Source organism: Enterococcus sp. MSG3290, assembly GCF_050555565.1.
Classification (GTDB): Bacteria; Bacillota; Bacilli; order Lactobacillales; family Enterococcaceae; genus Enterococcus_B; species Enterococcus_B faecium.
Genome location: NZ_CP187862.1, coordinates 1,884,935 through 1,911,342 on the forward strand (window position 1 = coordinate 1,884,935; position 26,408 = coordinate 1,911,342).

General features: G+C 36.2%; 23 protein-coding genes. All 23 read right to left on the reverse strand.

The genetic code is table 11. From position 1 onward, the window contains the following. Nucleotides 1–5: 5 nt before the first annotated feature. The gene (locus IGL31_RS09050) at nucleotides 6–977 is read right to left on the reverse strand and encodes a glycosyltransferase (RefSeq protein ID WP_002295415.1); all 972 of its coding nucleotides are present in this window, start codon (nucleotides 975–977) and stop codon (nucleotides 6–8) included. Nucleotides 978–1,042: 65 nt separating this feature from the next. After that, nucleotides 1,043–1,867 carry a LicD family protein gene (locus IGL31_RS09055; RefSeq protein ID WP_002295416.1) on the reverse strand — a complete coding sequence of 275 codons (825 nt, stop codon included), beginning with the start codon at nucleotides 1,865–1,867 and terminating at the stop codon, nucleotides 1,043–1,045. A gap of 35 nt (nucleotides 1,868–1,902) precedes the next feature. Beyond that, entirely contained in the window at nucleotides 1,903–3,336 is a 1,434-nt protein-coding gene (locus IGL31_RS09060; protein WP_010727878.1) for an O-antigen ligase family protein, read from the reverse strand. 66 nt (nucleotides 3,337–3,402) lie between these two features. Beyond that, entirely contained in the window at nucleotides 3,403–4,374 is a 972-nt protein-coding gene (locus IGL31_RS09065) for a glycosyltransferase family 2 protein (RefSeq protein WP_002295420.1), read from the reverse strand. Next, on the reverse strand, nucleotides 4,367–5,434 hold the full coding sequence (locus IGL31_RS09070; protein WP_002324408.1) for an NAD-dependent epimerase/dehydratase family protein: 1,068 nt from the start codon (nucleotides 5,432–5,434) through the stop codon (nucleotides 4,367–4,369). The genes IGL31_RS09065 and IGL31_RS09070 overlap by 8 nt, the downstream gene beginning before the upstream one ends. Nucleotides 5,435–5,441: 7 nt before the next feature. Then, nucleotides 5,442–6,143, reverse strand: coding sequence for an IspD/TarI family cytidylyltransferase (locus tag IGL31_RS09075; protein WP_002297058.1), 702 nt, complete (start codon nucleotides 6,141–6,143; stop codon nucleotides 5,442–5,444). Next, nucleotides 6,140–7,012 carry a LicD family protein gene (locus tag IGL31_RS09080; protein ID WP_010727879.1) on the reverse strand — a complete coding sequence of 291 codons (873 nt, stop codon included), beginning with the start codon at nucleotides 7,010–7,012 and terminating at the stop codon, nucleotides 6,140–6,142. The genes IGL31_RS09075 and IGL31_RS09080 overlap by 4 nt, the downstream gene beginning before the upstream one ends. Nucleotides 7,013–7,191: 179 nt before the next feature. After that, on the reverse strand, nucleotides 7,192–8,232 hold the full coding sequence (locus IGL31_RS09085; protein ID WP_086300177.1) for a glycosyltransferase family 2 protein: 1,041 nt from the start codon (nucleotides 8,230–8,232) through the stop codon (nucleotides 7,192–7,194). Nucleotides 8,233–8,251: 19 nt separating this feature from the next. Next, entirely contained in the window at nucleotides 8,252–9,643 is a 1,392-nt protein-coding gene (locus IGL31_RS09090) for a sugar transferase (RefSeq protein WP_002295430.1), read from the reverse strand. Between the two features lie 293 nt (nucleotides 9,644–9,936). Further along, nucleotides 9,937–12,075, reverse strand: coding sequence for a glycosyltransferase family 2 protein (locus IGL31_RS09095; protein WP_086300178.1), 2,139 nt, complete (start codon nucleotides 12,073–12,075; stop codon nucleotides 9,937–9,939). 38 nt (nucleotides 12,076–12,113) lie between these two features. Beyond that, nucleotides 12,114–13,700 (reverse strand): class I SAM-dependent methyltransferase, encoded by a 1,587-nt coding sequence (locus IGL31_RS09100; RefSeq protein WP_002294528.1) that lies wholly within the window; start codon nucleotides 13,698–13,700, stop codon nucleotides 12,114–12,116. Next, nucleotides 13,690–14,910 carry an ABC transporter ATP-binding protein gene (locus IGL31_RS09105; RefSeq protein WP_002289079.1) on the reverse strand — a complete coding sequence of 407 codons (1,221 nt, stop codon included), beginning with the start codon at nucleotides 14,908–14,910 and terminating at the stop codon, nucleotides 13,690–13,692. The genes IGL31_RS09100 and IGL31_RS09105 overlap by 11 nt, the downstream gene beginning before the upstream one ends. A gap of 11 nt (nucleotides 14,911–14,921) precedes the next feature. After that, nucleotides 14,922–15,728: an ABC transporter permease gene (locus IGL31_RS09110; protein ID WP_002289081.1), complete on the reverse strand. Its 807-nt coding sequence runs from the start codon at nucleotides 15,726–15,728 to the stop codon at nucleotides 14,922–14,924. Nucleotides 15,729–15,937: 209 nt separating this feature from the next. Continuing rightward, complete coding sequence (locus IGL31_RS09115; RefSeq protein ID WP_002322625.1) at nucleotides 15,938–17,218, reverse strand: EpaQ family protein; 1,281 nt, start codon at nucleotides 17,216–17,218, stop codon at nucleotides 15,938–15,940. A 43-nt stretch (nucleotides 17,219–17,261) separates the two neighbouring features. Further along, on the reverse strand, nucleotides 17,262–19,295 hold the full coding sequence (locus tag IGL31_RS09120) for a DUF7657 domain-containing protein (RefSeq protein ID WP_002302719.1): 2,034 nt from the start codon (nucleotides 19,293–19,295) through the stop codon (nucleotides 17,262–17,264). A 34-nt stretch (nucleotides 19,296–19,329) separates the two neighbouring features. Then, nucleotides 19,330–20,181: a dTDP-4-dehydrorhamnose reductase gene (rfbD, locus tag IGL31_RS09125; RefSeq protein ID WP_002294531.1), complete on the reverse strand. Its 852-nt coding sequence runs from the start codon at nucleotides 20,179–20,181 to the stop codon at nucleotides 19,330–19,332. A gap of 97 nt (nucleotides 20,182–20,278) precedes the next feature. Continuing rightward, nucleotides 20,279–21,307, reverse strand: a complete 1,029-nt coding sequence (gene rfbB, locus IGL31_RS09130; protein ID WP_002294532.1) for a dTDP-glucose 4,6-dehydratase — start codon at nucleotides 21,305–21,307, stop codon at nucleotides 20,279–20,281. A 21-nt stretch (nucleotides 21,308–21,328) separates the two neighbouring features. Further along, complete coding sequence (gene rfbC, locus IGL31_RS09135; RefSeq protein ID WP_002286442.1) at nucleotides 21,329–21,901, reverse strand: dTDP-4-dehydrorhamnose 3,5-epimerase; 573 nt, start codon at nucleotides 21,899–21,901, stop codon at nucleotides 21,329–21,331. 13 nt (nucleotides 21,902–21,914) lie between these two features. Beyond that, nucleotides 21,915–22,781 (reverse strand): glucose-1-phosphate thymidylyltransferase RfbA, encoded by an 867-nt coding sequence (gene rfbA / locus IGL31_RS09140; protein ID WP_086300179.1) that lies wholly within the window; start codon nucleotides 22,779–22,781, stop codon nucleotides 21,915–21,917. Nucleotides 22,782–22,880: 99 nt separating this feature from the next. Further along, the gene (locus IGL31_RS09145) at nucleotides 22,881–23,588 is read right to left on the reverse strand and encodes a glycosyltransferase family 2 protein (protein WP_002286451.1); all 708 of its coding nucleotides are present in this window, start codon (nucleotides 23,586–23,588) and stop codon (nucleotides 22,881–22,883) included. A gap of 4 nt (nucleotides 23,589–23,592) precedes the next feature. Further along, nucleotides 23,593–24,420, reverse strand: coding sequence for a glycosyltransferase (locus tag IGL31_RS09150; RefSeq protein ID WP_086300180.1), 828 nt, complete (start codon nucleotides 24,418–24,420; stop codon nucleotides 23,593–23,595). Further along, complete coding sequence (locus IGL31_RS09155) at nucleotides 24,420–25,220, reverse strand: glycosyltransferase (protein ID WP_002377108.1); 801 nt, start codon at nucleotides 25,218–25,220, stop codon at nucleotides 24,420–24,422. The genes IGL31_RS09150 and IGL31_RS09155 overlap by 1 nt, the downstream gene beginning before the upstream one ends. Next, on the reverse strand, nucleotides 25,213–26,352 hold the full coding sequence (locus IGL31_RS09160; RefSeq protein ID WP_002286457.1) for an MraY family glycosyltransferase: 1,140 nt from the start codon (nucleotides 26,350–26,352) through the stop codon (nucleotides 25,213–25,215). The genes IGL31_RS09155 and IGL31_RS09160 overlap by 8 nt, the downstream gene beginning before the upstream one ends. Between the last annotated feature and the right edge of the window lie 56 nt (nucleotides 26,353–26,408).

A 26,408-nucleotide genomic window follows, 5' to 3' on the forward strand; every position in this document is an offset into this window, starting at 1 on the left:
TATCCTCACTTTTTATACTTATGTTTTAGAAGATGATAGATATCAGTTCCAAAATAAAATTTATGTTTGTATTTCCAGAACGAGAAAATAACTGTTCGTATTTTTTCTTTTTCTAACATGTAAATACGCATTTCTAACTCTTTAATCAAATTATCCAGTAATTTTTTCTTTTTGTCATAATCTACTATAGTCACATTATTTATCAAGTAATTTCTGGCAGCTTCAACACGTTGCAATCTTCTTTGCAAAGTCATGAGCCTTTTGTAGTATAATTGCTCTTTATTTGACTGATCTATTTCTTTTTTAAAAGAACTTTGTCCATGTTTTCTCCATTCTATCAACGGTTTTCTCAATAAATATAAACCATTTGTTAGAACCGCGCTCCCCCACATCGACATATCATGAACCGGGTTTTCCATGTTAGACGCATAGAGATTAACTTGTGGGATAAATTCTTTCCTAACTGCATAGACGCACCCTGGTCTTCGGAGAAACAAATTATTCTCATTAAAAATGACTCGCTCTTCTATTTGTTGCTCATTTTTTTCTGTATCAACTTTTTTCAGTTCTTCACATAAACCGCCAAGTTCTACTAATTCATGATAATCCGTAACTAATACTTGAATTTTCTTATTTCTGAAGAGGCTACTCATCTCTTCAATTTTTGTTTCGTGCCAAATATCATCTTGATCACACGTAAATATGATATCCTGGCTAGCTAAATTTAATAAATGAAAGAAATTTTTTCTCCATCCTAGATTTTTTTCGTTAATTTTTAAATGCCAAGTTGATGACAAATTGTTTTTCTCAATAAAACTACTGATAATATCAACTGTATTATCAGTAGAACAATCATCACAAATCAGTACTTCATTGATTTTTTTTGTCTGGCTTAGTAGTGAATCTAATTGTTCCAAGATATTCTTTTCACCATTGTATGTAGCCATTACAACAGACGTACTTAGTTGCTCATACATAAAATTTCACTCTCTCTAATTTTTAAAAATCTGTGGTTTGTATTTAGATAATCAAATCAGTTGGATCACTTTTCATAAAAATCATAAGGATGGTGTGTTACTCGCTCTTTTTCAGGAGGCATTTCCATGTAGTTTCCATAACGCAACTTCAAGAATTTTTTTCTATCTTTGATAGCCATGACTTTATGACCTTCAAATTCTACATCTTCAAATTCATGAAACCATTCTGTTGGAAAAACACCCCAGTTAATATGAATCCATTCCATATAACCACATGTTTTAGTTTCCCCAAAAGGAATACTTTTGGCCATCTCTTGATACTTATCTCTCCAATATCTATCATTTCCTTCTTTTAATAATTTTCGGTGATATGGATACCGCATAATAAGTTTTATTAAAGCTTTTGAAAAATAAAAACTCCGAGCATAGCACCATTTAAATGTGTCCATCAGATTCAAACGATATTGCTCTGTAATTTCTCTCAATTTTTCTCTTTCTTTTTCTGTATCTGGTATTCCATCAATAGGAAATATATCTACAAAGACACCTAAGTCAGGGTCTTCCCCACCAAAATATTGTTTTGTTTTTGCAATTGTATTGGGATCTATAAGTTTCGCAAAAGGGTAGCGATAGTGTGTTCTAGTTTCAAAAGCTAATAACGTATAATTTTCATCTGTTTTCAATAAATCAATCAGCTTGTTGTAGTCTGGCCTTGGCATAACTATATCAATATCATCATCCCAAGGAATAAAACCTTTATGTCTTTCTACCCCAATCAAACTGCCGTAAAAAATTGTATATTTCAACTCATTTTTTCGACAAATCTTATCAATATACATCAAAATATTCACTGCTCTTTGCTGTACCTCTATCATCGTTAATTTTTTCATTTTTGTACTCTCCTAAAGCCGCCTATATCAAACAACTATTTCTTATTACGTAATTTCACTTTCATCAAATCAAAAGTGTGCTGAAGTTTTCCTAAATACAACCAAAAGACAAAAGTTGCTGTACGCCGTGTAAGAACAATTTCTGTAATCAGTAGGCTTGATACCAAAATAACCAGTACAACCTGATTATCAATAATGAATTCAATATAATCTTTATTGTTATTAGAAAAAAGGATTCGAAGAGAATTCACCATTTTAGTGATTAAAAATACTACGAAAATAATCGTTCCTGTAATACCAGTGGCTGCTAGCAAATAGAAAAAGGCACTGTGCGGTGTTTGCCCAGTTCTTGCTATATGAGTCTCAGGAATTTTTTCTTTAGCAACATCTACAAATCCTTTTGGCGTAACTCCGAATAATGGGTTTAACCTCATAAGTTCTGTTGCACTTTTCCATAATTTAAATCGACTATTTGAAATATCCGTATTCTCTTCTACATCGGGTCTTTTAGCAGACAATTTATTATTTTCTGTGTTAGCTGGCGTTCTTTTTTCAAAACTATCTAACATCTTAGGACTGCTTACATGGATTTCATTACCCAAAAAAATGTAACCGGATTGAACAAACGACACTCCACCATAAGCAATAGCTGAACAGACTATTGCTGATAATAAAGCTTGAACGAGTTTGGTAGCAACAAATTTACGATTTGTAGAATTCTTATATAAATAAACAAAAAAAACACCAAAGAAGGTTGCAGCCATTAATTGTATAATACCTGATCTAGATCCTGAAAGAGCTACATAACTGAATTGAATCAAAGCTATAAACGAGTATAGTGTTCTTTGAATAATTTTTTTATTTTTAATTATGTTTCTTATAGCAAATAATATACAGATTAAAGAAATAGTGCAGGCATAATTTGGATCAACAAAGATACCATATAATCGGTTTTCATAAAATCCTATTCTCATTCCGTAATACAATGTTTTTACAGGCATTGAAAAATTGACGTGTGCGAAAAACAAATACAAGGCAATACTCGTAAGAACTGTCCAAACGATAAGCAAAACATATTCAAAAATTTTAAAAATACGCTGGTTATTTGTTCTTCCAACTTCAAATACACAAAAGAAAAAAATACATTGCCAAATAATAAGTTTGATATTTTCTGTAAATGCATAAGAGTGATTGATTAAAGTAGTTATAACCAATATAACTATAAATAAGACTAACCAGTATTCAATTTGTATCTTCTTTTTTTTTAGTATCATAGGAAAAAAATGACAAAAAAATACTATTCCTGAAAATACAATGATTATCAATGTAAAAATTGAATCAATTTTTGTTGGAAGTGTCGAATAGACACTAACCATTCTTGCTATTAAAACCAACTCGAAAAAAATGATGTATGGTAATGATAGTTTATTCCCTATTTTTTCTATTCGTTCTAAAACATTACTAGACATATGAACCTCCGATAATCTATATTTATCCATGAAATTTAAAAATCTTTTAGTTAAAATCCAACATTGCTATTTATTATTGGCCAATTTTTTTCTTCTCAACTCCACAGGAAATTTATATAAATGAATACTAAATAGCAATAAAAGCATGGAAAGTTTGCGACTTTTCGTAAAAATTCGATTTCTCATAATAAATAGGAAATTATTTCTTAGATAATGAACGATTTTTTTGGTCTCTGGCAAGTTGGTTGCCTTGGCTGTTACGATTTTATCTAAAACTAAAAAATTGGCAAAACAGACTCTTTGGTGCGCAGCTTCTTCAATTTTTTTGCCTCTTCCTCTTAGCTTATTCTCGTTTATCACCCATGCTTCAATGAACTCAAATTGTTTGGCAGAGAATGTTTCCGTATTTATACTATCTAAACGATGATAGTAATAATATTTTTGCTTTGAATCTATTGCTATTTTTTTGCAACGGTCTAAAAGATCAACAATAACAAAAGAATCTTCATGATATTTTCCCTCAGGATAGCGGAGTGTAGAAAACAGCTCTCGTTTGTATAGTTTATTCACAGCATGAACAGAAATAATATTTCCATGTAATATTAATAACAATCCTTCCGTTGCAGTTACCGTTTTTTTGATAGTTGGTTTATTTACTGGTTTTTTCCCCTCATATACATCATAAATCCCACAAATAGAAAGATCTGCTTGTTCTTTGACAATGTTGTCGTACAAAAGTTCATACATATCTTTTTCGATATAATCATCACTGTCAACAAAACCTAAATACTTTCCTCGTGCCACATCAATCCCGGCATTTCTTGCACTACTTAATCCGCCATTTTTTTTATGGATAACACGGACACGACTGTCTTTCGATGCATATTCATCACATATTTTACCGCTATTGTCAGGAGAACCGTCATCTACTAATATCACTTCGAAATCAGTAAATGTTTGTGCTAAGATTGAATCTACACATTTTCTTAAATAAGGTTCTACTTTATAGACAGGAACAATAATACTAATCTCACACATTTTGCTTCTCACCTTTAACTAATTCTACTGTGTGTATCAATGATTCTTTCAATTCAAATATTGGATACCAACCATTTTCTTTGATTTTCTTGTTATCAAGTATCGCTGTGCTAGCTTTTGAGAAACCTTTTTGTTCAATCTCATCCGGCAATTCAAAAATTACTTGTTTGCCGCTGATATCAGCTAGCTGTTGGGCTAATTCTTTTAGTCGTAAATCAAAGTTTTCTGAAGAAACGTTGTACGCCTCTCCTTTTTCTCCTTCAAGCAGTAAATGAAGAATAGCAGAAACAGCATCTCCAACATATACATACGAAAAATATTGGTTTCCTTCACTTTTTAAAACAATATCTTTTTGTTCGACTGCATTTAAAATAAATTGTGAGGATGCTTTCGTATCAGATAAAAGCATCGTCGGACCAAACGTACGGCAAAGCCTTGGAATCACGATGTCGAGGTCGTGTTTTGCGATGTAGGCTTGGCATAATGATTCACTGACTCTTTTTCCTTCAGGGTAGCCTGCTCTCAGTGTATTACAATCGATGTATCCACAGTAATCTTCTGTGAATTTTTCTATATCGCCTCGATTTTCGCCATAGATTTCTACTGTTGATAAAAATAATACTCTAACCGGTTGGGTTGCTACTGCATGTTTCAATACTTGCTCTGTACCTGCAAGATTAGTCATGATCGTACCGATTGGATCAGTTGCGTAAGCCTTAGGATGTGTGTTACTTGCACCGTGTATCAAATAGTCAGCTTGAATTTCTTTTGGTAAGGGTTCTGTGACGTCACCTTCAACAATTTCGAAAGTATCTAATTCAAGATAACTGGCAAACCTTTTTTCAAGCTTCTGACGGTTTCTGCCCATTGCATAAACTTTGATTTTGATTCCTAGTTGTTCATTAGCAGCCATCAAAGTATCAATCAAAAAAGAGCCGATCATTCCAGAAGCACCAATCATCAGAACGGATTTTCCATGTAGCTGTTTTATTTTTGGTGTATGATTGATTACTTTTGCCAAATCTTCTTGGTACATTGGTTGTTTAATCAACGTCATCATCTTTCACCTAGTCTTTCATTTTTAAATATGCTTTGAACAATTCTAGATCATCTGTTGTTGTCAATTTGATATTTTTATCAGAACCAGCAGCAAAATATAAAGTTTCTCCCAAATCTACCATCATGGTATTCGTATAAGAAGAATCAGTCATACCGATGTCTTCTTTCACTGCCCGGTCATATGCTGCCCGTAGTTTTCCGTATTGATAAGCTTGTGGAGTTGAGACACGCCTCAATGTGTTACGATCGACATACTGTTCCGTCGTTTCTTCTGTTTTCTTGATAAAAATTTGTTCGTTGTAAGGTAGAGAGGTTACACCGTTACCAAATTCTTTACATTTAACGATTACATCTGACAATACCAGTTCGTCTACTAGTGGACGGATTCCATCATGGATGATGATCGTATCATCATCTTCAGAATAGTCTTTCAAAAACTGAACACCATTATTGATCGACTCTTGTCCTTTTGATCCACCTGTAATGACCCATTTGACTTTGCTAATATTGAATTCTTTGATATACGCCCACATCGTTTCTTCCCAACCAGATTTGCAAACGACTAAAATCCGGTCAACTTGAGGATGGTGTTGAAATGATTCTAAAGTATAGATAATAATAGGTTTTCCTTCAATTGTAATGAACTGTTTTGGGATATCTTGTCCCATTCGTTTACCCACACCACCGGCAATAATAATAGCTGTAATCATTTTTTTTCTGCTCCTTTAGTTAAATAATATTTTCCTTTGTACATTGTGTATGGATGTTCTGGATCAATATAAACTGCTTCATGATGAGAAACCTGATCTTTTTCAGGCGGAAGCTGCATATAGTCACCAAAAACTTGACTTAAATAATTATCATAACCAACTGGTACTGGCATCTCTGTATCTTCGAATGGCACCCACACAGCAGATTCAAAGTCTTTTGCAGGATAAACATTCCCCATATATCGAGGTCCGACACAAAGTTCTGTAACGAAATTCGTTGGATTATCATTGTATTTGGTCATCTGCTTTTCAGCATATCTCCATATTTTATACTTCGTTTTTGCAGATACACTATTTAACAATAGCTTTCCAGCTAATTCCATCGCTTTCCCATGGTTTTGCGGTACTTGCTGACTTCGATAAATCGCATAGATCATTGCCCATATCTTTTGCTTTTTCCGTTCAGTTTGCTTTTCAGGTGCAGTATCTAACGGAAAAATATCTAATTGGATACCATGAGGGATATCTAAATCTTCCTGATACGTTTTGATAAAGGTCGTATGGACGTTACGGATAGTTGTAAAGGAGTTTCGATCATGATTCGTCAGAGCTGGTCTTAATAAAACAAATTTATCTTTTTGTGGACCGGTTTCCCATAATTCAGCTAATCGATCATAATCCCTTCTAGGCATAAAAAAATCTAAATCATCATCCCATGGGATAAAACCTTTATGCCGGATTGCTCCGATTGCGCCGCCACCACAAAAATAACACAACAAATCGTGACTTTTACAAAAATCTACAAAGTATTGTGCCATTTCGAGATTTACTTTTTGAATTTTTTTTAATTCAGGATCTGTACTGTACATTATAGTTGCCTCAACCATTCTTTTATTAATCTTCCCTATTTTCTCATAAATAGAGGCGGTTTTCAATCTTATGCAAATGGTTCTTTCTTTACTGACCGAAAACTGATAGATAAATAGCTATTTTTTGTTTTTAAAAGGGTTGTGACAAAAGACAGTCACAACCCCTTATTCCGACTTTTTTAATAAACTCTCTTCAACAATGCCATGATGCTTGGCATTTTCACTTCCACAAAGCTGCCAGCTTTCACCGCAGATAATAAGAGAGGAGCTGGCAAATTATACAGCCATTTTGTTACTTTTTTCGCGCTAGAATCAGTCAATGCAATCTTTTTAGCTTCTTGGATGGCTGGATCATTCAAAATATGCATGGCTTCTTCTCTTTTTTCTTTAGCAGTTCGCTCAGAATTCTCATAAATAGAAAAAATCACAGAGGTTGTTCCTTTTAAAAGAAGAGAAGCCATACCTGGTTTATCTTTATCACTTGTCACGACATTTGCTAATTCATAAAATTCTTTAAAGGTTTCAAATTTATTCGGTTTATATTGGTTGGTTATCCCTTTTCCACCTTCAAAATGATAGATATACTCGATTCTTGGATTCAATATTACTTGCTGACAATGTTCATAATAGTTCAAATTGAAGATACGGTCTTCACAACTGCTGTAATTTTTGAATAAAATCTGTTTTTCCATCAAGATTTCCCTCTTGTAACATTTGTTCCAAACCACATACATCAGCTGTTGATTCATCAGTTGATACATATCATCCACGAACTGTTCATGATTTGTATATTGGTATTCTGGAACAAGATAGTCCTTTTCCGAAATAATTTCTTCCCCGCTTAACGTACGGAATGTAAAAGAACTGATAAGCAAATCTGCTTCAGGATGCTGTTCAAACAACTGCTGATAATCTGCCAAAATTTCTTTGACTGGCTCATCGTCTGCATCGAAAAATAATACATATTTCCCTGTAGATTGCTTGATGCCTTCATTTCGAGCAAGTCCAGGGCCTTGGTTTTCGGTTGTAAAAAGTTGAAAATGACTATCTCCTTGGATAGCTGATTGAATCAGCTGTTCTGTTTTGTCCGTTGAACCATCATTGACCAAAATCACTTCATATTCTTCGAATGCCAGATTTTTTAAAACTTCTATTGTATGAGCAATCGTGTCTTCTGCATTATAAATTGGAATAATTATACTAAATATCGGATGGCTCATTTCATTTCTTTCCTCCAGCCTAGCGATAAATTTTCTCTTGTGAAAAGTCGATTTCTGCTAATGAACTAATATTTTCATCTTCATCTAGTCCTTGAGATGACATCTTATCAAATAAGATTTTGATTGTTTGAAGTAAAATCTTCAAATCTAATAGTAATGAATATTTTTTGATATACAACAAATCAAAACGTAGTTTACTGTTATAATCTGATACATATTTTCCGTATACTTGTGCATATCCGGTAATTCCCGCACGTACATTGTGTCTTAAATAATAATAAGGATTTTCTTCATTGAACTGATCAACGAAAAATGGTCTTTCTGGCCTTGGACCGACAATCGACATATCGCCTTTCAATACATTAAAGATTTGAGGTAATTCGTCAAAACGTACAGCACGGATAAATTTACCTACTGGTGTCACACGTGCATCATTGCTCTTTGCCAAGACTGGTCCTGATTTTGCTTCAGCTGTCGCACTCATGGAACGGAATTTATAGATTGAAAATTCCTTTTGATTTTTCGTAATACGTACTTGTTTATAGATGATTGGTCCAGGTGAAGTTGTTTTTACCAAAATCGCTGTGATTAGCATAAAAGGTGAGGCGAGGATCAGTAAAATAAGCGAAACGATGATATCAAAGAGACGCTTGAATAGTTCGTATTCTGGTTGGATTCTGAACCCAGAAGCTTCAATGATGCTTTCATCTTCAAAATTCATAATATTCGGATTTATCATTGTCAGATTCTCAAAAGTCGTATTTAAAAATAACTTCTTCTCTTTTTTAGTCACTAATTGATAAATGTTGATTTTTTCATCTTCTGGGATTTTAGAAGCCAAATAGACGATATCCATATCATCGATCAATTTTTTTGTATTTTCGTAATAATTATCGATTGCCACTGCTTCAACCTTATGTTTATTGTTTTTCTTAGATTGAAAATTTTGGATAGCTGGTGCGACATCTTTCTCCAAACCTACGATAAGGACTTTCTTATCACGACTGACTCTTAAGTACAGTTTGTAAACGACTATCCGGTAAACACTAAGTAATATCGTACCTAGGATAAACGAGATCAAAATGACGCCACGCGGAAATGCAAACCATCGGCCAGCAAAAGTAACTACCATGATCCCCAATGCTATTAGTACTTGTCCAATAACAGTAATGAAGACAATATCACTGATCATTCGGTTATAGAATACATAAGCTCCTAACAAAATATTCAACGCAATAAAGATGATGGAAATAAAAATTGCTGAATGCTGAAAGGTCTCTAAGTTTCTCACTGGTACTTCTCCTTGGAATTTCAGCAAAAAACTAAGATAGATCGACACATTTAATACAAGTACATCCATAAGAATAATGAATATTCTGCGTGCCGCATTCCACTCCCCATTTTTATTCATATATACACTCCTAACCATAAAATAATGCCTCTATCATCTTACCATAGCAAAGTTTAAAAACCTAGTGAATAACCAAATTGTAAAGGAAATTAAAAGAAACGGGGAAAAGCGTTTATTGTCTGTTTATATGTGTATTTCTGCATAACAGAAAGTTGTCTCAAAAGTCCCATCACTTCCTTTATGCTGAACTAGTATTCTCCTGCTAATTCCTTATTCACAAGTTACAATATTCATATAATTAAATTAAAAGAACTGTATTTTCATTAATAAAAATGAAAATACAGTTCTTTTAATCAATCAGGTCTCAACGAAAAATCGCCGATTCCTTCTTTAGTTAGATTATCGTTATAAAATGGGTCATGAGCAATATAAGAAGGCCACTTATCTTGCATTTTTTTGATTTCCCCAGCAAAACGTCTTTGTTTTTCTGGTGTATCTTCATAACCTCTTGATTTAGATTCGAAATGGTACAATTCTGCTTGATGTGCATAGACATTGTAACGACCCAGTTCATAAACTTTCAAGCACAAGTCAACATCGTTGAATGCTACTTCTAATGTTTCATCAAATCCATTGACAGCATTGAAGTCAGCTGCCTTGACCATCATACAAGCTGCAGTGACTGCTAAGTAATTGACGTCAATGACCAATCGGCCGAAATAACCACAATGTGTTCGATCATAGTTATTCAATGCATGCCCTGCAACGCCACCGATCCCTAATAATACACCTGCATGCTGCGTTGTATCATCCGGATAAAATAATTTTGCTCCTACACAGCCGATTCGATCAAACTGTGCATAAGAAACCATCGCTGTCATCCAGTCAGGTTCAATCACTTCTGTATCGTTATTCAAGAATAAAAAGTATTTGCCGTTAGCTTTTTCTGCTGCCAGATTGTTGATACGTGAATAATTGAATGGAATGTCAATTAATTCGACGATAAATCGGTCTTTCAGCTGATGCTTGTATTCTGCAAATAATTCTTGCATTTTAGGATCTGTACTTCCATTATCTGCAATAATGATTTCATAATTTGGATAAGACGTTTTTTCGATGATCGAATCCACACAAGTTTTTAGATCTTCATAGCCATTCTTAGTTGGAATGATCACACTGACCAAGTCTTCTTGCAAAACATCATAAGTGATTTCATAAAAACCAGAAATTCTCCCAGGATGTACGCTTCCCTTGATATTTCTTCTAGATAGAGCATCTGTCAATGCTTTCACTCCAGAATCATAGATGTAGCTTTTAGCTTCTCCATTGCTTGCAGTTGATCCCGGGATCGTCCGCCAGTGATACAAGACACGGTCAATGTGGTAAATGTGTTCTGCAGGAATTTGTTCTGTCACACGAAGAACCAAATCATAATCTTGAGAGCCTTCATATCCTTTACGGAAACCGCCAAGTTCCTTAACAATGCTTGTCCGATATACGCCTAAGTGAGAGATATAATTATTTCCCATCAATGTATCGGGAGACCAGTCTGCTTTGAAGTGCGGGTCAAAGCGATTCCCATCTGCATCGATTTTATCTTCGTCACTGTAGATCAAATCCAGTTCTGGATGTACGTTTAGCACTTTTGCCACTTCATATAATGCAAATGGGGGTAATTCGTCATCATTATCTAAGAGCGCTATAAACTCTCCTTCTGCCATTTCCAATGCAGAATTTGTTGCCAGACTGATGTGTCCATTTTCTTGTCGGAAAACGACTTTGATTCTATCATCTTTTGCTTGATAGGATTCCAGACACTTTCGGATAGCTGGATCAGTAGAAGCATCATCACTGATACATAGTTCCCAGTGATCATACGTTTGACCAAGTACCGAATCAATGCATTTTTCGAGCCATTTGATTTCAACGTTATAGACAGGCATAAGTATGGAAATCAATGGGCGGTAGGCAAATCCTTGTACTTCCTTCCTTTGCTCTTTCAGATCAGGTTTCTCATGACGACTGATCCACTCTGCATAGTCGATCGATCCTGGTTTCAATTCCAGTTTGACCCGGCGGATTGCTTTTTTTACGCCATGAGTCCTTGCATAATTTATCCCTTTTTTCAGTAATCTTTTTTTTCTTTCCCATGAAGATTCAATGCCGTCATCATAAGGATATTTACCGTTTAATTTCACAGCTATGCCATTTTGATGTCTTGCTGTTTGGAAGTCTAAGATTGCTTTTCCTCTCATTTTCCCTGATAAACGTACCTTAAAACCGCTTTGGGTCTTAACATCAAGTTTATATAAATGATTGATATCCAATCTTACGACATGTGTTGCTTCAGCAATCACATTTTCTTTTTCTACCTTTATCGTAGGGATTTCTTTGGTCACTTCATCAATTGCCCAGCCCACAATAAGCAAATCGCCAGTGGCCCGTTCACGAGTGATTTGATCGATAAATACGGCAATTTCTTTTTTTTGCACGATTCGTTTACTCCTTATCTTTATAAGTTAATCATTATTTACATTTCAATGATCCATGATTGACCATTTTGAGCCACTGCTTCCACTAAGAATGAACGTTCCTTCTCGCAAAGGATCCGCAGTTCAAATCCTGCTTTTGCTCCTTCAGCTAGCTGTTTTGCTTGATTGACTTCTTCTCGTAAAACAGGAATTGCTTCAAAAAATGGTGATTGGTCGGCTGATAACTTATAGGACAATGGTTGGCGATCCGAATTAGCGATTCCCCACCCGATGATTTTCAATATCTTTGTTTCTGCATCCCAGATTTTTTCGTCAATACATAGAGAAAGCTCTTTTTCTTGGATTTTTTTCGATGTTTCTTTCTTACGTCGGCCTAATCTATGTTTGATTGTCCATTCATCACTTTCCAACAACGTGCAATAGCGATTTATGGTTGTTTTCAACGTCTGATCTAATCTTGTATTATTCTCAATAAGATGATGATTTTCTCTTTCTAATTCATCATTTTTCTCAGAAAGCTGCTTTGTAACTTCAGCCATTGGACGGATCGTTTCCAGCAATTCTTTCATTGTTGGTGTCAATTCTCCGATAAAACGATAGTGACAATGGATCGTCACTTCTTTCCCTGCAATATCCGTTAAAAAAAACTCTGGTAAATCTTTACCATCAAACAAATAACAATCATTTACTGTTTTGACTACAGCATTTGAATCGATAAATGTGAGTTTTTCTCCAGCAGCTTCTGCGCTGAATTCGATAAAGCTAGGTTGCTGCGCGAAGCGAAACACCATTCGTTCTGCTAATTCTGATACATGGAAACTTAGTGTCTCATTTTCCCCTGTGAAATTATTGAATGGTATTTGTTGAATTATTTCATCTTGTTTCGTTTGCTGGATTACTTCTAATACTTTCACATAATTAGAATTTTGTGGCTGCGCAATGGAACTTTGTGCTACTGGATGTTTCATCAATGAGAAGAAGTATTGGTAGACTTCGCCAAATGGTCGCATTTTGAAATCATAACGTACAGCTTCCGGCAATTCTTCATAAGTTGATTTTAATTCTGTATCACCTACAGCTAAGTACAAATAATCTTCAATATTGATGTATAATCCTGCTTTTTCAAAAACTTTTTGGAAGCCATCATGAGTATAAAAAGAATTATGGGTTTCATCTAGCAAACCATAAGAAGCCCATGGCAATTGATTATTGAACAAATCAATCATGACAGAATTATGCGCCAAGTTAGGGAATGTAATTAGAATTTCTCCTTCTTCATTCAAAAATTCTCTAACTTTCTTCAACGTTTTTCCAGGATCTACCAAATGTTCTAAAACATCGGCAAACAAAACGTAATCAAATGTTTGTCCAGCATAATAGTTTGCCCATTCAAAACTTTCGATATCTCCATAAAATCCATCTTGGGCAAACTCGCTGACAAAATCGAACAATTCCTTATCTAGCTCGACAATGCTCACTTCACATTGTTTTGCTCCGATCAAATGTTTCGTTAATCGGCCGTTTCCAGGACCAAACTCTAAAACTTTACTTCCTGGTTTGATCTGTGCGGCAATTTTTCCCACACTGCTTTGTTCATCTAGGTCCATTTCAAAATCATATTTCATTGCTATGAGTCCCTTCTTCCCATTTATGGTCTAAGACCACGATGCCTTCTCCGATATAAGAACCGCTGACAAACAAGTTCATGTATTTTGTCTTGTATACCAAAGGAACCGTTGCATTTTCTTCAAAGACCGCAACGTCAAAATAATATTCACCAGCTAACAAACCTAACTTTTCATACTCCAGATAAAAGATATTCTCACCTTTTTTCCAAGGGATCTTGATACCATCTAGTAGAGTATTGAGTCCGCACACATAAAAATTGTCGACTGTACGCAGAGCAATTCCTAAAACTGGATTTTTGATTGTATCGTCTTTTACTTCATAGGTTACTTTAACGTATAGTTTTTCTCCTTGTTCCAGCATATCCACTGGATTTTTATCTTTATCCAACAATTCGGCTTTCGTCACGTCTACGATATCTGGAGCTGCGAAGCGTTCTACTTGGTTTTTATTTCGATCTACTGTTTTAACTGATTTTTTCTTCAAAAAGTTTTCGTAATTCGTCGTTACTTCCATCGTATCACCATATTCGACAACTTCTCCATTTTTCAACCAATAGGAACGATCACAAAAACGGCGAATCGAACTAATATCATGAGAAACGAATAAAATCGTTTTTCCCGAGTTCTTAATTTCTGTAAATTTTTCCATACATTTCAGTTGGAATTCAAGATCTCCTACTGCCAATGCTTCATCCACAATCAAAATATCAGGATTCACATTGATCGCTACAGCAAAAGCTAGACGAACGAACATCCCACTTGAATAGGTTTTTACAGGTTGATAAATATGGTCGCCAATATCAGCAAATTCAATGATATCATCGACCATTTCATCGACTTCTTCTCTTGAAAATCCTAGAACCATTCCATTTAAATAGATATTTTCATAACCAGAATACTCAGGATTGAATCCTGAACCTAGTTCTAGCAAAGCTGAGATTTTTCCTTCGATTTCCATCGTGCCGGATGTTGGTGTCAGTACTCCCGTAATGATTTTCAACATTGTAGATTTTCCCGATCCGTTTTCTCCCACGAAACCGATCATCTCACCTTTTTTTATTTCTACATTCACGTTTTTCAACGCATAAAATACATCATGATAGGATTTCTTAAAAGGATTGAGGGCTTCACGAAATCGATCCGAAGGTTTTGCGTACATATTATAAGATTTTGTGATATCTTTTAGTCTAATTGCATATTCTGTCATAGCTATTCTCCTTACAGCACATCTGAAAAATGTGGTTTCAATCTACGGAACACTGCAGAGCCGATTACGAACATTACTAACGTGAAAACCCAGAAATACAAAGTATATGTTCCATGCTCCCAGAACCAAGCTTCACTTAAAAATGACTCACGATAACCTTGAACAACATAGTACAGCGGATTTAATTTCAATATGCTTACAAGACCTGAATCAAACTGATTAGGGCTCCATAATATCGGTAATGTCCACATGATCAACTGCAGCACGATCGTAATTAATTGCATGATATCAGGTAAAAATGGTTGGATCGATGCCGTCAGCCAAGTCAATCCTGTCAAGAAAGCACACATGCAAAATAAATAATAAATCAGCTGTAAAGACATTGCTGAAGGATATATACCATTTATAAGCGCGACAGCTATGCCAATCAGAATGAAGAATAAATGGGTGTACAGATTGGATAGGATTTTCGTCGTGGGCAAGATACGAATATTGAATACGACTTTCTTTACTAAATAAGTATATTCCCGAAAAACAACCGTAGTTGATGCAAATGCATCTGAGAAGAAGAACCAGGGAATCATCCCGGTAACTAAATATACGATAAATGGGTATTTTGCATCGATCATTTGTGCTTTCAGTCCAACACCAAATACCAGCCAATAAATCAATACAGTAAATAGCGGATTGATAAACGCCCATAAGATTCCTAAAAACGATCCTGCATATCTTGATTTGAAGTCATTGATCGAAAACTGTAGCAATAATTTTCTGTTCTGATAAATGTCCTTCATAAATAAATACAAATCTTTAAACATTTGTGTTCCTCCAAGCGATTTTCAGTGAATTACAGTCAAGTGCCATTTTACCATATTTTTGGTACCGAGCTGCGTTCTTATTTCTTTCTTAATTTTCTATGATACAAGATTTTCTCTAACGTTTCTATTTTACAGAAGATGCTAGACAATTGCAATAAACCAAAAAAGGCTGCGACGGTTGTCACAGCCTCTCTCGTATTTTGTGCCTATCAATGATAGCGTTGGATCCTGGAAGAATGAGCGCTATCTGGTTGTTCCTCATAAGATGTATCATCATAAGTCATATCGTCATATGCCTCTTCCATAACATAGAATTCCTCCGCAACTTCTGGTTCATCATATCGATGAACGGCCATAGCCAACAGGATATAAATAATCGGAACCCATGGGTATGAAGTCAATGTATCCTCCATAAATGACTGCATCATCACCGCAAAAAAGGCCCAGATAAAAGTCATCTGCCCGTTGGATAAATCTGCTTTCAACGTTAAGCGACCAATAAAAAGGATAAGCAGCAAAGCAGCAATCCCAAATCCTATCAATCCATAGATATTCAAAATAGAATTATAACTATTGTGGTTTCCTAAAAATTGGTTTCCTCGTTGGAAGATAAATGTTTTCATTCCTAGTAAAATTTGTTCAGATTTTTCTCCTAGCGTCTGATAGAATTTATGCCAAATATCTTCTCGACCGGTAAACAAATTGACTTTTTCAGAGACAGCCGCCAGATAAGAAATCGGCAAAGCTAAAAGAATCGTAACCGTGTAAGCAATAAATGGCGCACGAATGACACGCATCAACGATTTAGGTAAAAGATCCAATATCGCAAAAACAATCAACGCGACTAATGCACCTCTAGATTGGCAGACCCAAATCCCGAGAAAAGCTGCAACAACTGCTACTGCACCGATGATTCGTACATACCATCGTTCAAAAGAACTGGCAAATCCACTGATCAATAAAGCAAGAGTCATCAAAGAACTTCCGATTGTATTCGTATTGATCCAAATATCAGAAAGCGAATTGCCTGGAGCCCAGATGCTTTGTCCTTCTGGTACTTGGATCTCTGTAAATACACGATATAACGTGATTCCGAGGAAGACCGAAAAGACAATCAGATAAATACCGCGATCCCATTTTGTCCACTCGATCCATTTAATTACTAAACAAAATAAAATAATCAAAGGAAACAGTAAGTCTCCAAATAAAGACTCATTTCTTAATTCCCGAAAGTAAGAAAAGAAAATGAAAAGGGCAAGCGCAACACCTAGATAAAGAAAATCGACGCCTTTTGCTTTATAAACATTTAAAATGAGCAAAATAGCCACACTAAAAGCGATAAGTAATGAACTATTGTTATATATAAACAAAGTTGCTGGAAAACCTAACCCTGCTGTCCAAACAAAAAAGACTAGCGTCAGCAACAAAAGCAAGAAACCGACACTCATTTTGTTGACAAATTTTTGTACGATTGCTTGAATTATCTCCACTCTCCTTTCTACTAATATTTCAGGATTATTCTCAGCTAGCCTATTACTGTACGACTAGCTGATTTTCCTGAGTTTGTGTTTGTGGTACATCTGGATAATCCGGATATTCTACTTTAAAAATCATATAACCGTCTTTATCCGGTCCATATAGCTGCGTGAACTGCGCTTCATATAATTGGTTGTAATCAGTTAATGGTCGTTTACTGATCACATAGTCGATCCCTAATTTTTCTGCGTCTTCAAAATTCAACGTGACCGAAAACATATCTGGACGATCTAAAATGAACTTTGTATCCTCCTTAGCGATAAAAGCTCTTGTATGAGCATACCGATTATAATATTTCTCATATTCTTCTTTCGGATCGATTTTCTTCCATGCAGCTATATCCGGATAAAAGCGTACTGTATTGAAGGATTTCACTCCCAATGTTGGGGTGAAGTTATATAATTCATCTTCAGACAACCAAACTTTACCAGGATCTTGTTGATCGATTTTTTGGATTTCTTTTGCCAGTGTTTTTTCAAAAATCGCTCCTGTACCTTCTACGACTGGATTGACGAAAAAGCCAGATACGATAACTAAGGCGGCAAAAGCGAGGTAAAACAAGCGTCTCCAGCCAAATAATGCAAAAGCTAAAATCACTGTTCCCAACACAGCAACTGCGATGGTTTCAAAATCCGAAAAATAATTATCCATTTTCGAATGCGTAATCGCATAGAAATAAGACCATGCATTTACTGCCAACAAAATGAATTTATACCAAATAGGAATAACATCTTCTCTCCAAATATAAGCGATAAACCAGATCGATAATAAACAAGCCGCAAAACTAAAAGTAAGGATGGCTCTTAATGGAGGAACATAAGACAGCAGAGTGATTTCTGCTAGCCATTTTGGCAACCCAACGGTAATCCAAAAGATAGAAAACAGACAAAAAATCATCAAAATACGTCCCAGTAACTTTTGTTCGCTATCTTTTTTGCCAAATAACACAAATGGACTTGCTAGGAATACAGTTGGAAAAAAGTGATAGAACAGGGCCACTTCAGAGTTATTCGAATAGTTGATATCTTCAAAAGGAATTTTCCAATTTGTAAGGAAAGAAAAAAATTCGCCAATCGTCCACTTTCCTCCAGTACTTACCCGTTTTCCTGGATATAAGGTATTCAAAGAAGCTAACAATGCGTCTTTTGACGTTAGCCAGAAATGAACCATGACTCCGCCAATAAATAAAACTGCCCCTCCAATCAACACTACATCCAACAGATCCCATGAAACTTTCTTGCTATAGTAAATAAGCAGGCCAACAAAATAAAAAATCAGCAAGTACGCCAGCATCACTTGATGGGCTGGGTAAATCACTAAAATAAACCCAATACCGAAAATAACCACCAAAAGCATCATCAACGTTCGTAGCCATTTTTTATCATGATTGTAGAAATAATGATAAAAAGCAGTCATCAGTCCCAAAGTAAAGAAAATCAAATCGCCCACATGTTGCATGAACCACCACTGGACTGCTGGAGAAAATGTCAGCGCAAATGCACCGATTAGCGATAGAGCTTTTTTTCTCTTCGTTAATATCATCAGTACTTCGAATCCAAGCAAGACCATGACGACTAATTTCATCGCCCAATAAAAGGAAAGTCCTCGATCTCTTCCGAGGAAAAAGAATCCCCAGTTGAATGGTTTTCCGATAACCGTAATATCCTTTACAGGAGAATTATACGCAATGATCATGTTTTGTCCGTTTAATGAATAATCCTCGTTCACCAACGGAAAGTCCTCTTCAGCTTGTGAGAGGTAAAAAGGTGTCTGCACCAGCCATTCGTCTGACCGCACTTCCCGATTCTGTCCAAAAATCACATCAGTTTTTTTCCCATCGTCTCTTTGCGACACATATTTATCCCAAACACCAAGTGAACTTCCGTTTAAATTAAAAGTAACGATGACCACGATGACTAAAACGCCAATAAGATAGCGGAGTTTTAGAAACAGGTCAAGCACCAAATTCGAATCTGCCTGGTTCGCTTTTGGCTTTTCTTTTCGTCGTGCACTTCTTGTTTGTTTTTCCATATCATGCTCCAAATTCTATTTGATAAAAAGGAAATTACTTATTCATTTTTTTGGCAGCTTCCAGCATTTGCGCAAGTGCTTCTTGCCAAGTTGGTATGACAAATCCTAACGCTTCTGTCTTTTTCAGGCTCATGACTGAATACTGCGGACGTGTTGCTTTTTGCGGAAATTCTTCTGACGTAACAGGTGCAACTTCTACATCTGTATCTTTCAATATTTCTTTTGCGAATTCATACCAAGAACAGCTATTTTCGTTCGACAAATGATAAATACCAAATGGTGCTTTTTCTTCGATGACATATACCATAAATTCTGCCAAAGTACGTGTCCAAGTTGGTCGCCCAAACTGGTCATTTACTACAGTCAGTTTGTCGCGGGTTTCCGCTAGGCGTTGCATCGTGAAGACGAAATTGTGTCCATAGATCCCGAAAACCCAAGAAGTTCGTATGATATAATAGTCTTCTAAAATCTCTTCTACTGCTTTTTCGCCTAATAATTTCGTACGACCATATTCATTTAGTGGATTCGTTTGGTCGTCTACTTCGTATTCTACATTTTTGTTTTTTCCATCGAAAACATAGTCTGTACTGATATAGACGAATTGAGCATTCACAGCTTTTGCTGCAAGTGCTACATTTCTTGTACCATCAACATTGATCTTCTCATCTAATTCTTTTGCTTCTTCTTCTGCTTTATCTACTGCTGTGTAAGCTGCACAATGGAAAATAACATCAGGTTTTAATTCTGTGATGTAAGCCATTGTTTTCTCGGCATCTGTGATATCCAAGTCTTTTGCATCTGTTGAAACATATGGCAGATTTTTTTCATCTAATAAATGGCGCAATTCTGTACCTAGTTGCCCATTTCCTCCAGTTAATAAAAACATATGATTATCCGCTCCTTGATTTTTATTTTAAAAAAGAGACAGGCGAGCGCCTGCCTCACATGTGTTTTTCCATTAATACAGTGACATTTTCTCTGTATTATTGTCCATTTTTGGCATATGCTGCTTCAACGGCCTCTTTTTCTTTTTTCCACCAGTCTTCATGTTCTTCGTACCATTTGATCGTGTCAGCCAACCCATCACGGAAGTTCGTAAACTCAGGCTTCCATCCTAACTCTTCCCGTAATTTTGTCGAATCGATTGCATAACGCAAGTCGTGTCCTGCACGGTCGTTTACATGGTCGTACGCATCTTTTGGTTGACCCATCATTTCTAAGATCAATTCCATCACGGTCTTATTATCTTCTTCACCGTCTGCACCGATCAGATAGGTTTCGCCAATTCTGCCTTTCGTCAAAATCAGCCACACTGCTGAAGAATGATCATTCGTATGGATCCAGTCACGAACATTCTTTCCTTCGCCATATAATTTTGGACGAATACCGCTTAAGATATTCGTTACTTGGCGAGGAATAAATTTTTCAATATGCTGATAAGGACCATAGTTGTTTGAACAGTTTGAAATGGTTGCACGTAAGCCAAAAGAACGCACCCATGCTTTTACTAACAGATCTGAACCAGCTTTTGTAGAAGAATATGGACTTGAAGGATTATATGGTGTTTCCGCAGTGAATTTTTCTCCTTCGCCTTCCCCATGTCCTGGCAGGTCTTCACGTAATGGAAGATCGCCGTAAACCTCGTCAGTAGATACGTGATGATAGCGTACATCATACTTGCGGCAAGCTTCTAAAAGTGTATACGTACCAATGATATTCGTTTGTACAAATGGGAAAGGATCTTTTAATGAATTATCGTTATGGGATTCTGCCGCGTAATGAACAACTGCGTCCGCTTCTTTTACTAGACGGTCCACTAATTCTGCATCTGCAACATCTCCTACGACCAATTCTACGCGATCGCTAGGAAGTCCAGCCAAGTTCTCTTTGTTTCCTGCATAAGTCAGTTTATCCAAAACAGTGACATGCACTTCTGGATGATTGTTTACCACGTAATGAACGAAATTAGAGCCGATGAATCCGGCACCTCCGGTAACAATGATGTTTTTCATAAGAAAATTTCTCCTTAATTCTTAGATTTCTCCGTAAACAAATGGATTTTCTGCTTCAAATTCTTTTAATGTCGGATGACGGTGATCTTTTTCCGACATAATCGCTCTTGATGGATCAATTGGCCAATCAATCGCTAAATCTGGATCATCAAATGCGATGCCCCCATCTGCTTCTGCATTATAGTAATTATCACACTTATAAAGGAAGTTCACATTTGGTGTCAAAGTAACGAATCCATGGGCATATCCTTTAGGTACAAGCAACTGTCGATGATTATGTTCAGATAAGATAAATCCGTCCCATTGACCATAAGTCGGGCTACCTTTGCGGATATCCACTACTACATCTAAAACTGCTCCAGTGACTACCCGAATCAATTTTGTCTGTGCAGCTTCTCCTTTTTGGAAATGAAGCCCCCGAAGGACACCAGCTTCAGCTGATAGTGAATGGTTGTCTTGAACAAAGTCATATTTCAATCCATGTTCTGCAAATTTTGCTTTTGAATAACTTTCTGTGAAGAAACCGCGATGATCGCCAAAGACGTCCATTTCTACGATTTTGACATCTGTTAATTTTGTATCTGTTACTTTCATCTGTAAGGACTCCTTATTCAGCGGCCAAATTCAATAAATATTGACCGTATTGATTTTTTTTCAATGGCTGTGCAAGGGCCAGCAATTGTTCCTTATCGATGTAGCCCATACGGTAAGCAATTTCTTCCAAACAAGCCACTTTTAAGTTCTGACGTTTTTCAATTGTTTCGATAAAGGTAGATGCTTCAAGCAATGATTCATGTGTTCCTGTATCAAGCCAAGCAAATCCGCGTCCCATAAGTTCTACGGATAGGTTTCCTTTATCCAAATATGCTTTATTGACATCCGTAATCTCTAGTTCTCCACGTTCTGAAGGTTTGATACCTTTAGCGATAGAAATTACCTCATTGTCATAAAAATAAAGGCCAGTTACAGCGTAATTTGATTTTGGCTGAGCAGGCTTTTCTTCAATCGACAAAGCTTGCATATTCTCATCAAATTCTACTACACCAAAGCGTTCTGGATCATTGACATGATAGCCAAATACTGTCGCGCCTGTATCTTTTGAAGCTGCTCGTTGCAACATTTTAGACAGACCGCCACCATAGTAAATATTGTCCCCTAATACCAAGCAGACACTATCATCTCCAATAAATTCTTCTCCAATGATAAACGCTTGTGCCAATCCATCTGGACTTTCTTGTACTGCATATTCGATCTGCAGTCCTAAATCATTACCGTTTCCAAATAATTCCTTGAAACGTGGTGTATCTTGTGGCGTTGAAATAATCAGAATTTCTTTGATTCCCGCCAACATCAGAGTAGACATTGGATAATAAATCATTGGTTTGTCATAAATCGGCATCAATTGTTTCGATGTTGCCTTTGTTAAAGGATACAGACGTGTTCCGCTGCCCCCAGCAAGAATGATTCCCTTCATGGATATATGCTCTCCTTTTTGATTTCAAATTTCACTTTGTTATTATCTCATCAATTGTTATATTTGTCATGGAAATATTAAGGATTTAAACATCTTTTATCAACGTTTAAACCATTTTCGTTTGATCAACGCCGTAATCAGATGAACACGCCAAGAAATTTTTTGCCGTAATTTAGAATGTGTTTCAATCTCACTCGCGTTTAAATCATGTCTTCGGTACAGAGTTAACGGTTCTCTTAGGAACCCAGTCTTCTTTCCTCCCAGCAAACCAATCCACATATCATGCATCGGCACTTCTGACGGGATCGGCAAGATATCGGGTTTTAAAGAAGACCGGAAAGCCATACCAGCACCAATATAGTGACTTCTTATCACATTATTAAGCCATCCTTCTTTGGAATTTCGAAACGAAAAATACGAATCATGGATCTCTTGCAGCTCGCTGTCCACAATGATCAAATCAGAAACTACTACTAGCTGATCCGGATTCTGCTCAAAATAGTCAGTGATCTTTTTCACTTTTGTCTCCAACCAAACATCATCTTGGTCTGCCAAAAAGATTAGATCTCCTTTCGTCTGCTGGATCGCATAACCAAAATTAGCGATCAATCCTTGACGAGGCCCCGAAAAAAGCTGGATTCGCTTATCTTTTTCTGCGTATTCAGTTAATATATCCCATGTATCATCTACTGACCCATCATCAGAAATGACTACTTCATCTTCTGCTGAAAGCTGAGATAAAATACTATCTAACTGCTCTCTTAAATATCTGCCTCCATTAAAGGTAGCTATACAAACCGAACGCACGAATTCACACCTTCCAATTCTTAACATATGAGCGCAAAGTCATCCGCCAGATATGCCGGTTTTTGACGGTCAAGAACTGTTTAGCTGTTCTTAACAATAATTGTCGTCGGTGACTGGATAAATGCCTTTGATCATATTCATGATAAAATCGATTTTCTGCTTGTAAAATAGAACGGTATCGATTACTTGAAACTTTTTCATGGTCTAAAACCGAAAGATCATGTTCCATTCGTACAGGAAGGATCTCCACAGTTTTTTCCAACTGATCCACTTTCCAAAACAGCCAATGATCCAAAAAATCTAAAGAAAAAGCAGGATTAAACCCGCCAATCTTTTTTAGAAATTTGACAGACCAGGCAACACCTGAATTGATTGCCATGATTCGTTCAGCTGTTGGGCCTTCAACTTCTACTGCTTGAGCTGTACGATTGATATAACGATCTGAATATAGGGGAGAAACTTGTCGACTCCCAGAAAAAATCATCGGAACTGCAGCAACACATTCATCTGTAAAGGTTACTTTACGCAATAGTTCAAAATAATCGTCGACTAGCCTCGTATCCTGATCCAGAGTGACGAGACAACGTGTTCCTTCATCTGCTTGAGACAACGCAAAATTATAAGCCACCGCTAAACCAGGATTTTGCGGATCATGATGATAAACGATATTTTCTTTTTCAAACAGCTCATTTTGCTGCCTTTGAGGACTATTATCGTAAACAATAAGCTGAATTTGCTTTTCGCTAAGTGCTTTGCTTAATGGTCCATAAGCTGGAGATTGACTGAATAGTTGCTGATAAAGCACAACGACTACTAATATTTCTGGTTTCATCAGAAAAAACGCCACCCCCACTTATTGAAAAATTTCATCATAGAAGTCAAAAACACGCGAAACAGTTTTGCATTTCGATGCGCACCCTTCCCGTAAAAATGGATAACTGCATAAAAGGGTGTGTACAATAACTTGTAACCTGCTTTTTCAAAACTCAAACACAAGTCGTTGTCTTCAAAGTACATGAAGAAACGCTCATCAAACCCCTTTATCTCTTTAAATTTATCAATATCAGCTACCATAAAACTACCTGAGATCATCCGTACATAACTATTAGCATCAGTAGGCAATCCTCGGCATTCAAACACAGCCAGTCGTTTGTCAAACTTTTTTTTGACCCATTTGAAAGGCACAAAGCGCAAAACGTAATCAAAAACAGCCAGCTGCTCACGTATGAGGTGCTGAGTTGTTCCATCTTCATTAAGAATCTTAGGTGCTAACATCGCACATTCCGGATGTTCTTTCAATAACAAGACCAATGCTGTAACTGTCTCTTCATCCACTAAAATATCTGGGTTACAAATAATGCCATAGCGAGAATCGCTAGCTATCAGATTGTGATTATGTCCATAACCAAATCCGGAATTTTCATCATGAAAATAGATATCGATGTAGGGATATTTCCTATACTTTGTTAGTCTTTTTTTGTACTCGGGAAGTGAATTGTTGTCAAAAATTCGGATTTTTACTGCTGTTTCATCTTTTACAGTTGAAATAAAATTATCTAGTGTCCGAAAAATTTTATCACTGTTTGCCGTCACAATACTAATAAGGATCGGCTGGTTTAATTTGTTATTCATCTATATGACGGTTCCATTTCTTCAAATATTTCTGTTTTACTTGCGTACGGTACTCTTTATTCCCTAAAAATCGCAATGTTTTTAAAATAAACTGATGTTTCTCATTGATCAGACCAATCAATTCAAATAATAAAATTGCAGCAAACAACATGGCAATAATCAATATGATCGTTCCGATTCTTCCAGTATAATTCATGACCATAGCTGTGAAAGAAAACATCAAAGCCATCGCATAAATCGTCAGGACAGCACCTTTATGAGTAAAGCCTAAACTGATTAGTCGGTGATGAAGATGTTTTTTATCTGCTGTAGAAAAAGAAACACGGTTTGCTTTTCTCCTAATGATAGCAAAAAACGTGTCTGTTACCGGCACTCCCATGACGATCAGCAAAGAAATCGATGAAACAAAAGTCACGTTCTTCAGCCCTTGTAGTGAAAGGACGGCCATCATAAACCCTAGGAATAGAGCTCCTGTATCGCCTAAATAAATCTTTGCCGGATAAAAATTGTAAGGAAAAAAACCGATAATACTTGCTACAAGACAGAAAATAACAACTGGAATATACACTGTAGAAGCATGGAGGAAAAAATATCCAATGATTCCTATCGTAATTAAACCGATCAATGAAATCCCTGCCGCCAGCCCATCCAAACCGTCAATCAGATTGACCGCATTCGTGATACCGAAGATCCAAAAAATCGTTACGGGAAAACTAAGCCAGCCTAGTTGGATATATCCAATAAAAGGAAGCGTGAAGGAATCAATACGTATATCTGCTACAAAATAAATAATAAGAGAAGCAATCAAGATCCCTATACTTTTTTGTTTAGGTGTCAGCTCATATTTATCATCGAGCACTCCTGTGACTATGATTACTAAAGAAGCAATCAAGATCGGTACAATATACGATTGAGGGATAATTTTACGGAATAAGAATAAAGTCGATATAACAAATGAAATAAAGATAGGCAGTCCGCCCGCTGAAGGCATTGGAACTTTATTTATTCTTCTTTCATTTGGTTTGTCGACCATACCTGTTTGTACTGAAATGATTTTGAATACAGGTGTTAATATCAGTGATAATAAAATTGTCAGAAAAAATCTTATAACCATACTAAAAGAAACAAGCATATGGGCACCTACTTTAATTAAGAGTCATAATTATTATAAATTACTGATATAAATTT

What these genes read in the sequence shown, in the direction of transcription:
- IGL31_RS09050 (WP_002295415.1), bottom strand. Translation starts at nt 977, where the DNA reads ATGTATGAGCAACTAAGTACGTCTGTTGTAATGGCTACATACAATGGT.
- IGL31_RS09055 (WP_002295416.1), bottom strand. Translation starts at nt 1,867, where the DNA reads ATGAAAAAATTAACGATGATAGAGGTACAGCAAAGAGCAGTGAATATT.
- IGL31_RS09060 (WP_010727878.1), bottom strand. Translation starts at nt 3,336, where the DNA reads ATGTCTAGTAATGTTTTAGAACGAATAGAAAAAATAGGGAATAAACTA.
- IGL31_RS09065 (WP_002295420.1), bottom strand. Translation starts at nt 4,374, where the DNA reads ATGTGTGAGATTAGTATTATTGTTCCTGTCTATAAAGTAGAACCTTAT.
- IGL31_RS09070 (WP_002324408.1), bottom strand. Translation starts at nt 5,434, where the DNA reads ATGATGACGTTGATTAAACAACCAATGTACCAAGAAGATTTGGCAAAA.
- IGL31_RS09075 (WP_002297058.1), bottom strand. Translation starts at nt 6,143, where the DNA reads ATGATTACAGCTATTATTATTGCCGGTGGTGTGGGTAAACGAATGGGA.
- IGL31_RS09080 (WP_010727879.1), bottom strand. Translation starts at nt 7,012, where the DNA reads ATGTACAGTACAGATCCTGAATTAAAAAAAATTCAAAAAGTAAATCTC.
- IGL31_RS09085 (WP_086300177.1), bottom strand. Translation starts at nt 8,232, where the DNA reads ATGAGCCATCCGATATTTAGTATAATTATTCCAATTTATAATGCAGAA.
- IGL31_RS09090 (WP_002295430.1), bottom strand. Translation starts at nt 9,643, where the DNA reads ATGAATAAAAATGGGGAGTGGAATGCGGCACGCAGAATATTCATTATT.
- IGL31_RS09100 (WP_002294528.1), bottom strand. Translation starts at nt 13,700, where the DNA reads ATGAAATATGATTTTGAAATGGACCTAGATGAACAAAGCAGTGTGGGA.
- IGL31_RS09105 (WP_002289079.1), bottom strand. Translation starts at nt 14,910, where the DNA reads ATGACAGAATATGCAATTAGACTAAAAGATATCACAAAATCTTATAAT.
- IGL31_RS09110 (WP_002289081.1), bottom strand. Translation starts at nt 15,728, where the DNA reads ATGTTTAAAGATTTGTATTTATTTATGAAGGACATTTATCAGAACAGA.
- IGL31_RS09120 (WP_002302719.1), bottom strand. Translation starts at nt 19,295, where the DNA reads ATGGAAAAACAAACAAGAAGTGCACGACGAAAAGAAAAGCCAAAAGCG.
- rfbD (WP_002294531.1), bottom strand. Translation starts at nt 20,181, where the DNA reads ATGTTTTTATTAACTGGAGGAAATGGGCAACTAGGTACAGAATTGCGC.
- rfbB (WP_002294532.1), bottom strand. Translation starts at nt 21,307, where the DNA reads ATGAAAAACATCATTGTTACCGGAGGTGCCGGATTCATCGGCTCTAAT.
- rfbC (WP_002286442.1), bottom strand. Translation starts at nt 21,901, where the DNA reads ATGAAAGTAACAGATACAAAATTAACAGATGTCAAAATCGTAGAAATG.
- rfbA (WP_086300179.1), bottom strand. Translation starts at nt 22,781, where the DNA reads ATGAAGGGAATCATTCTTGCTGGGGGCAGCGGAACACGTCTGTATCCT.
- IGL31_RS09150 (WP_086300180.1), bottom strand. Translation starts at nt 24,420, where the DNA reads ATGAAACCAGAAATATTAGTAGTCGTTGTGCTTTATCAGCAACTATTC.
- IGL31_RS09155 (WP_002377108.1), bottom strand. Translation starts at nt 25,220, where the DNA reads ATGAATAACAAATTAAACCAGCCGATCCTTATTAGTATTGTGACGGCA.
- IGL31_RS09160 (WP_002286457.1), bottom strand. Translation starts at nt 26,352, where the DNA reads ATGCTTGTTTCTTTTAGTATGGTTATAAGATTTTTTCTGACAATTTTA.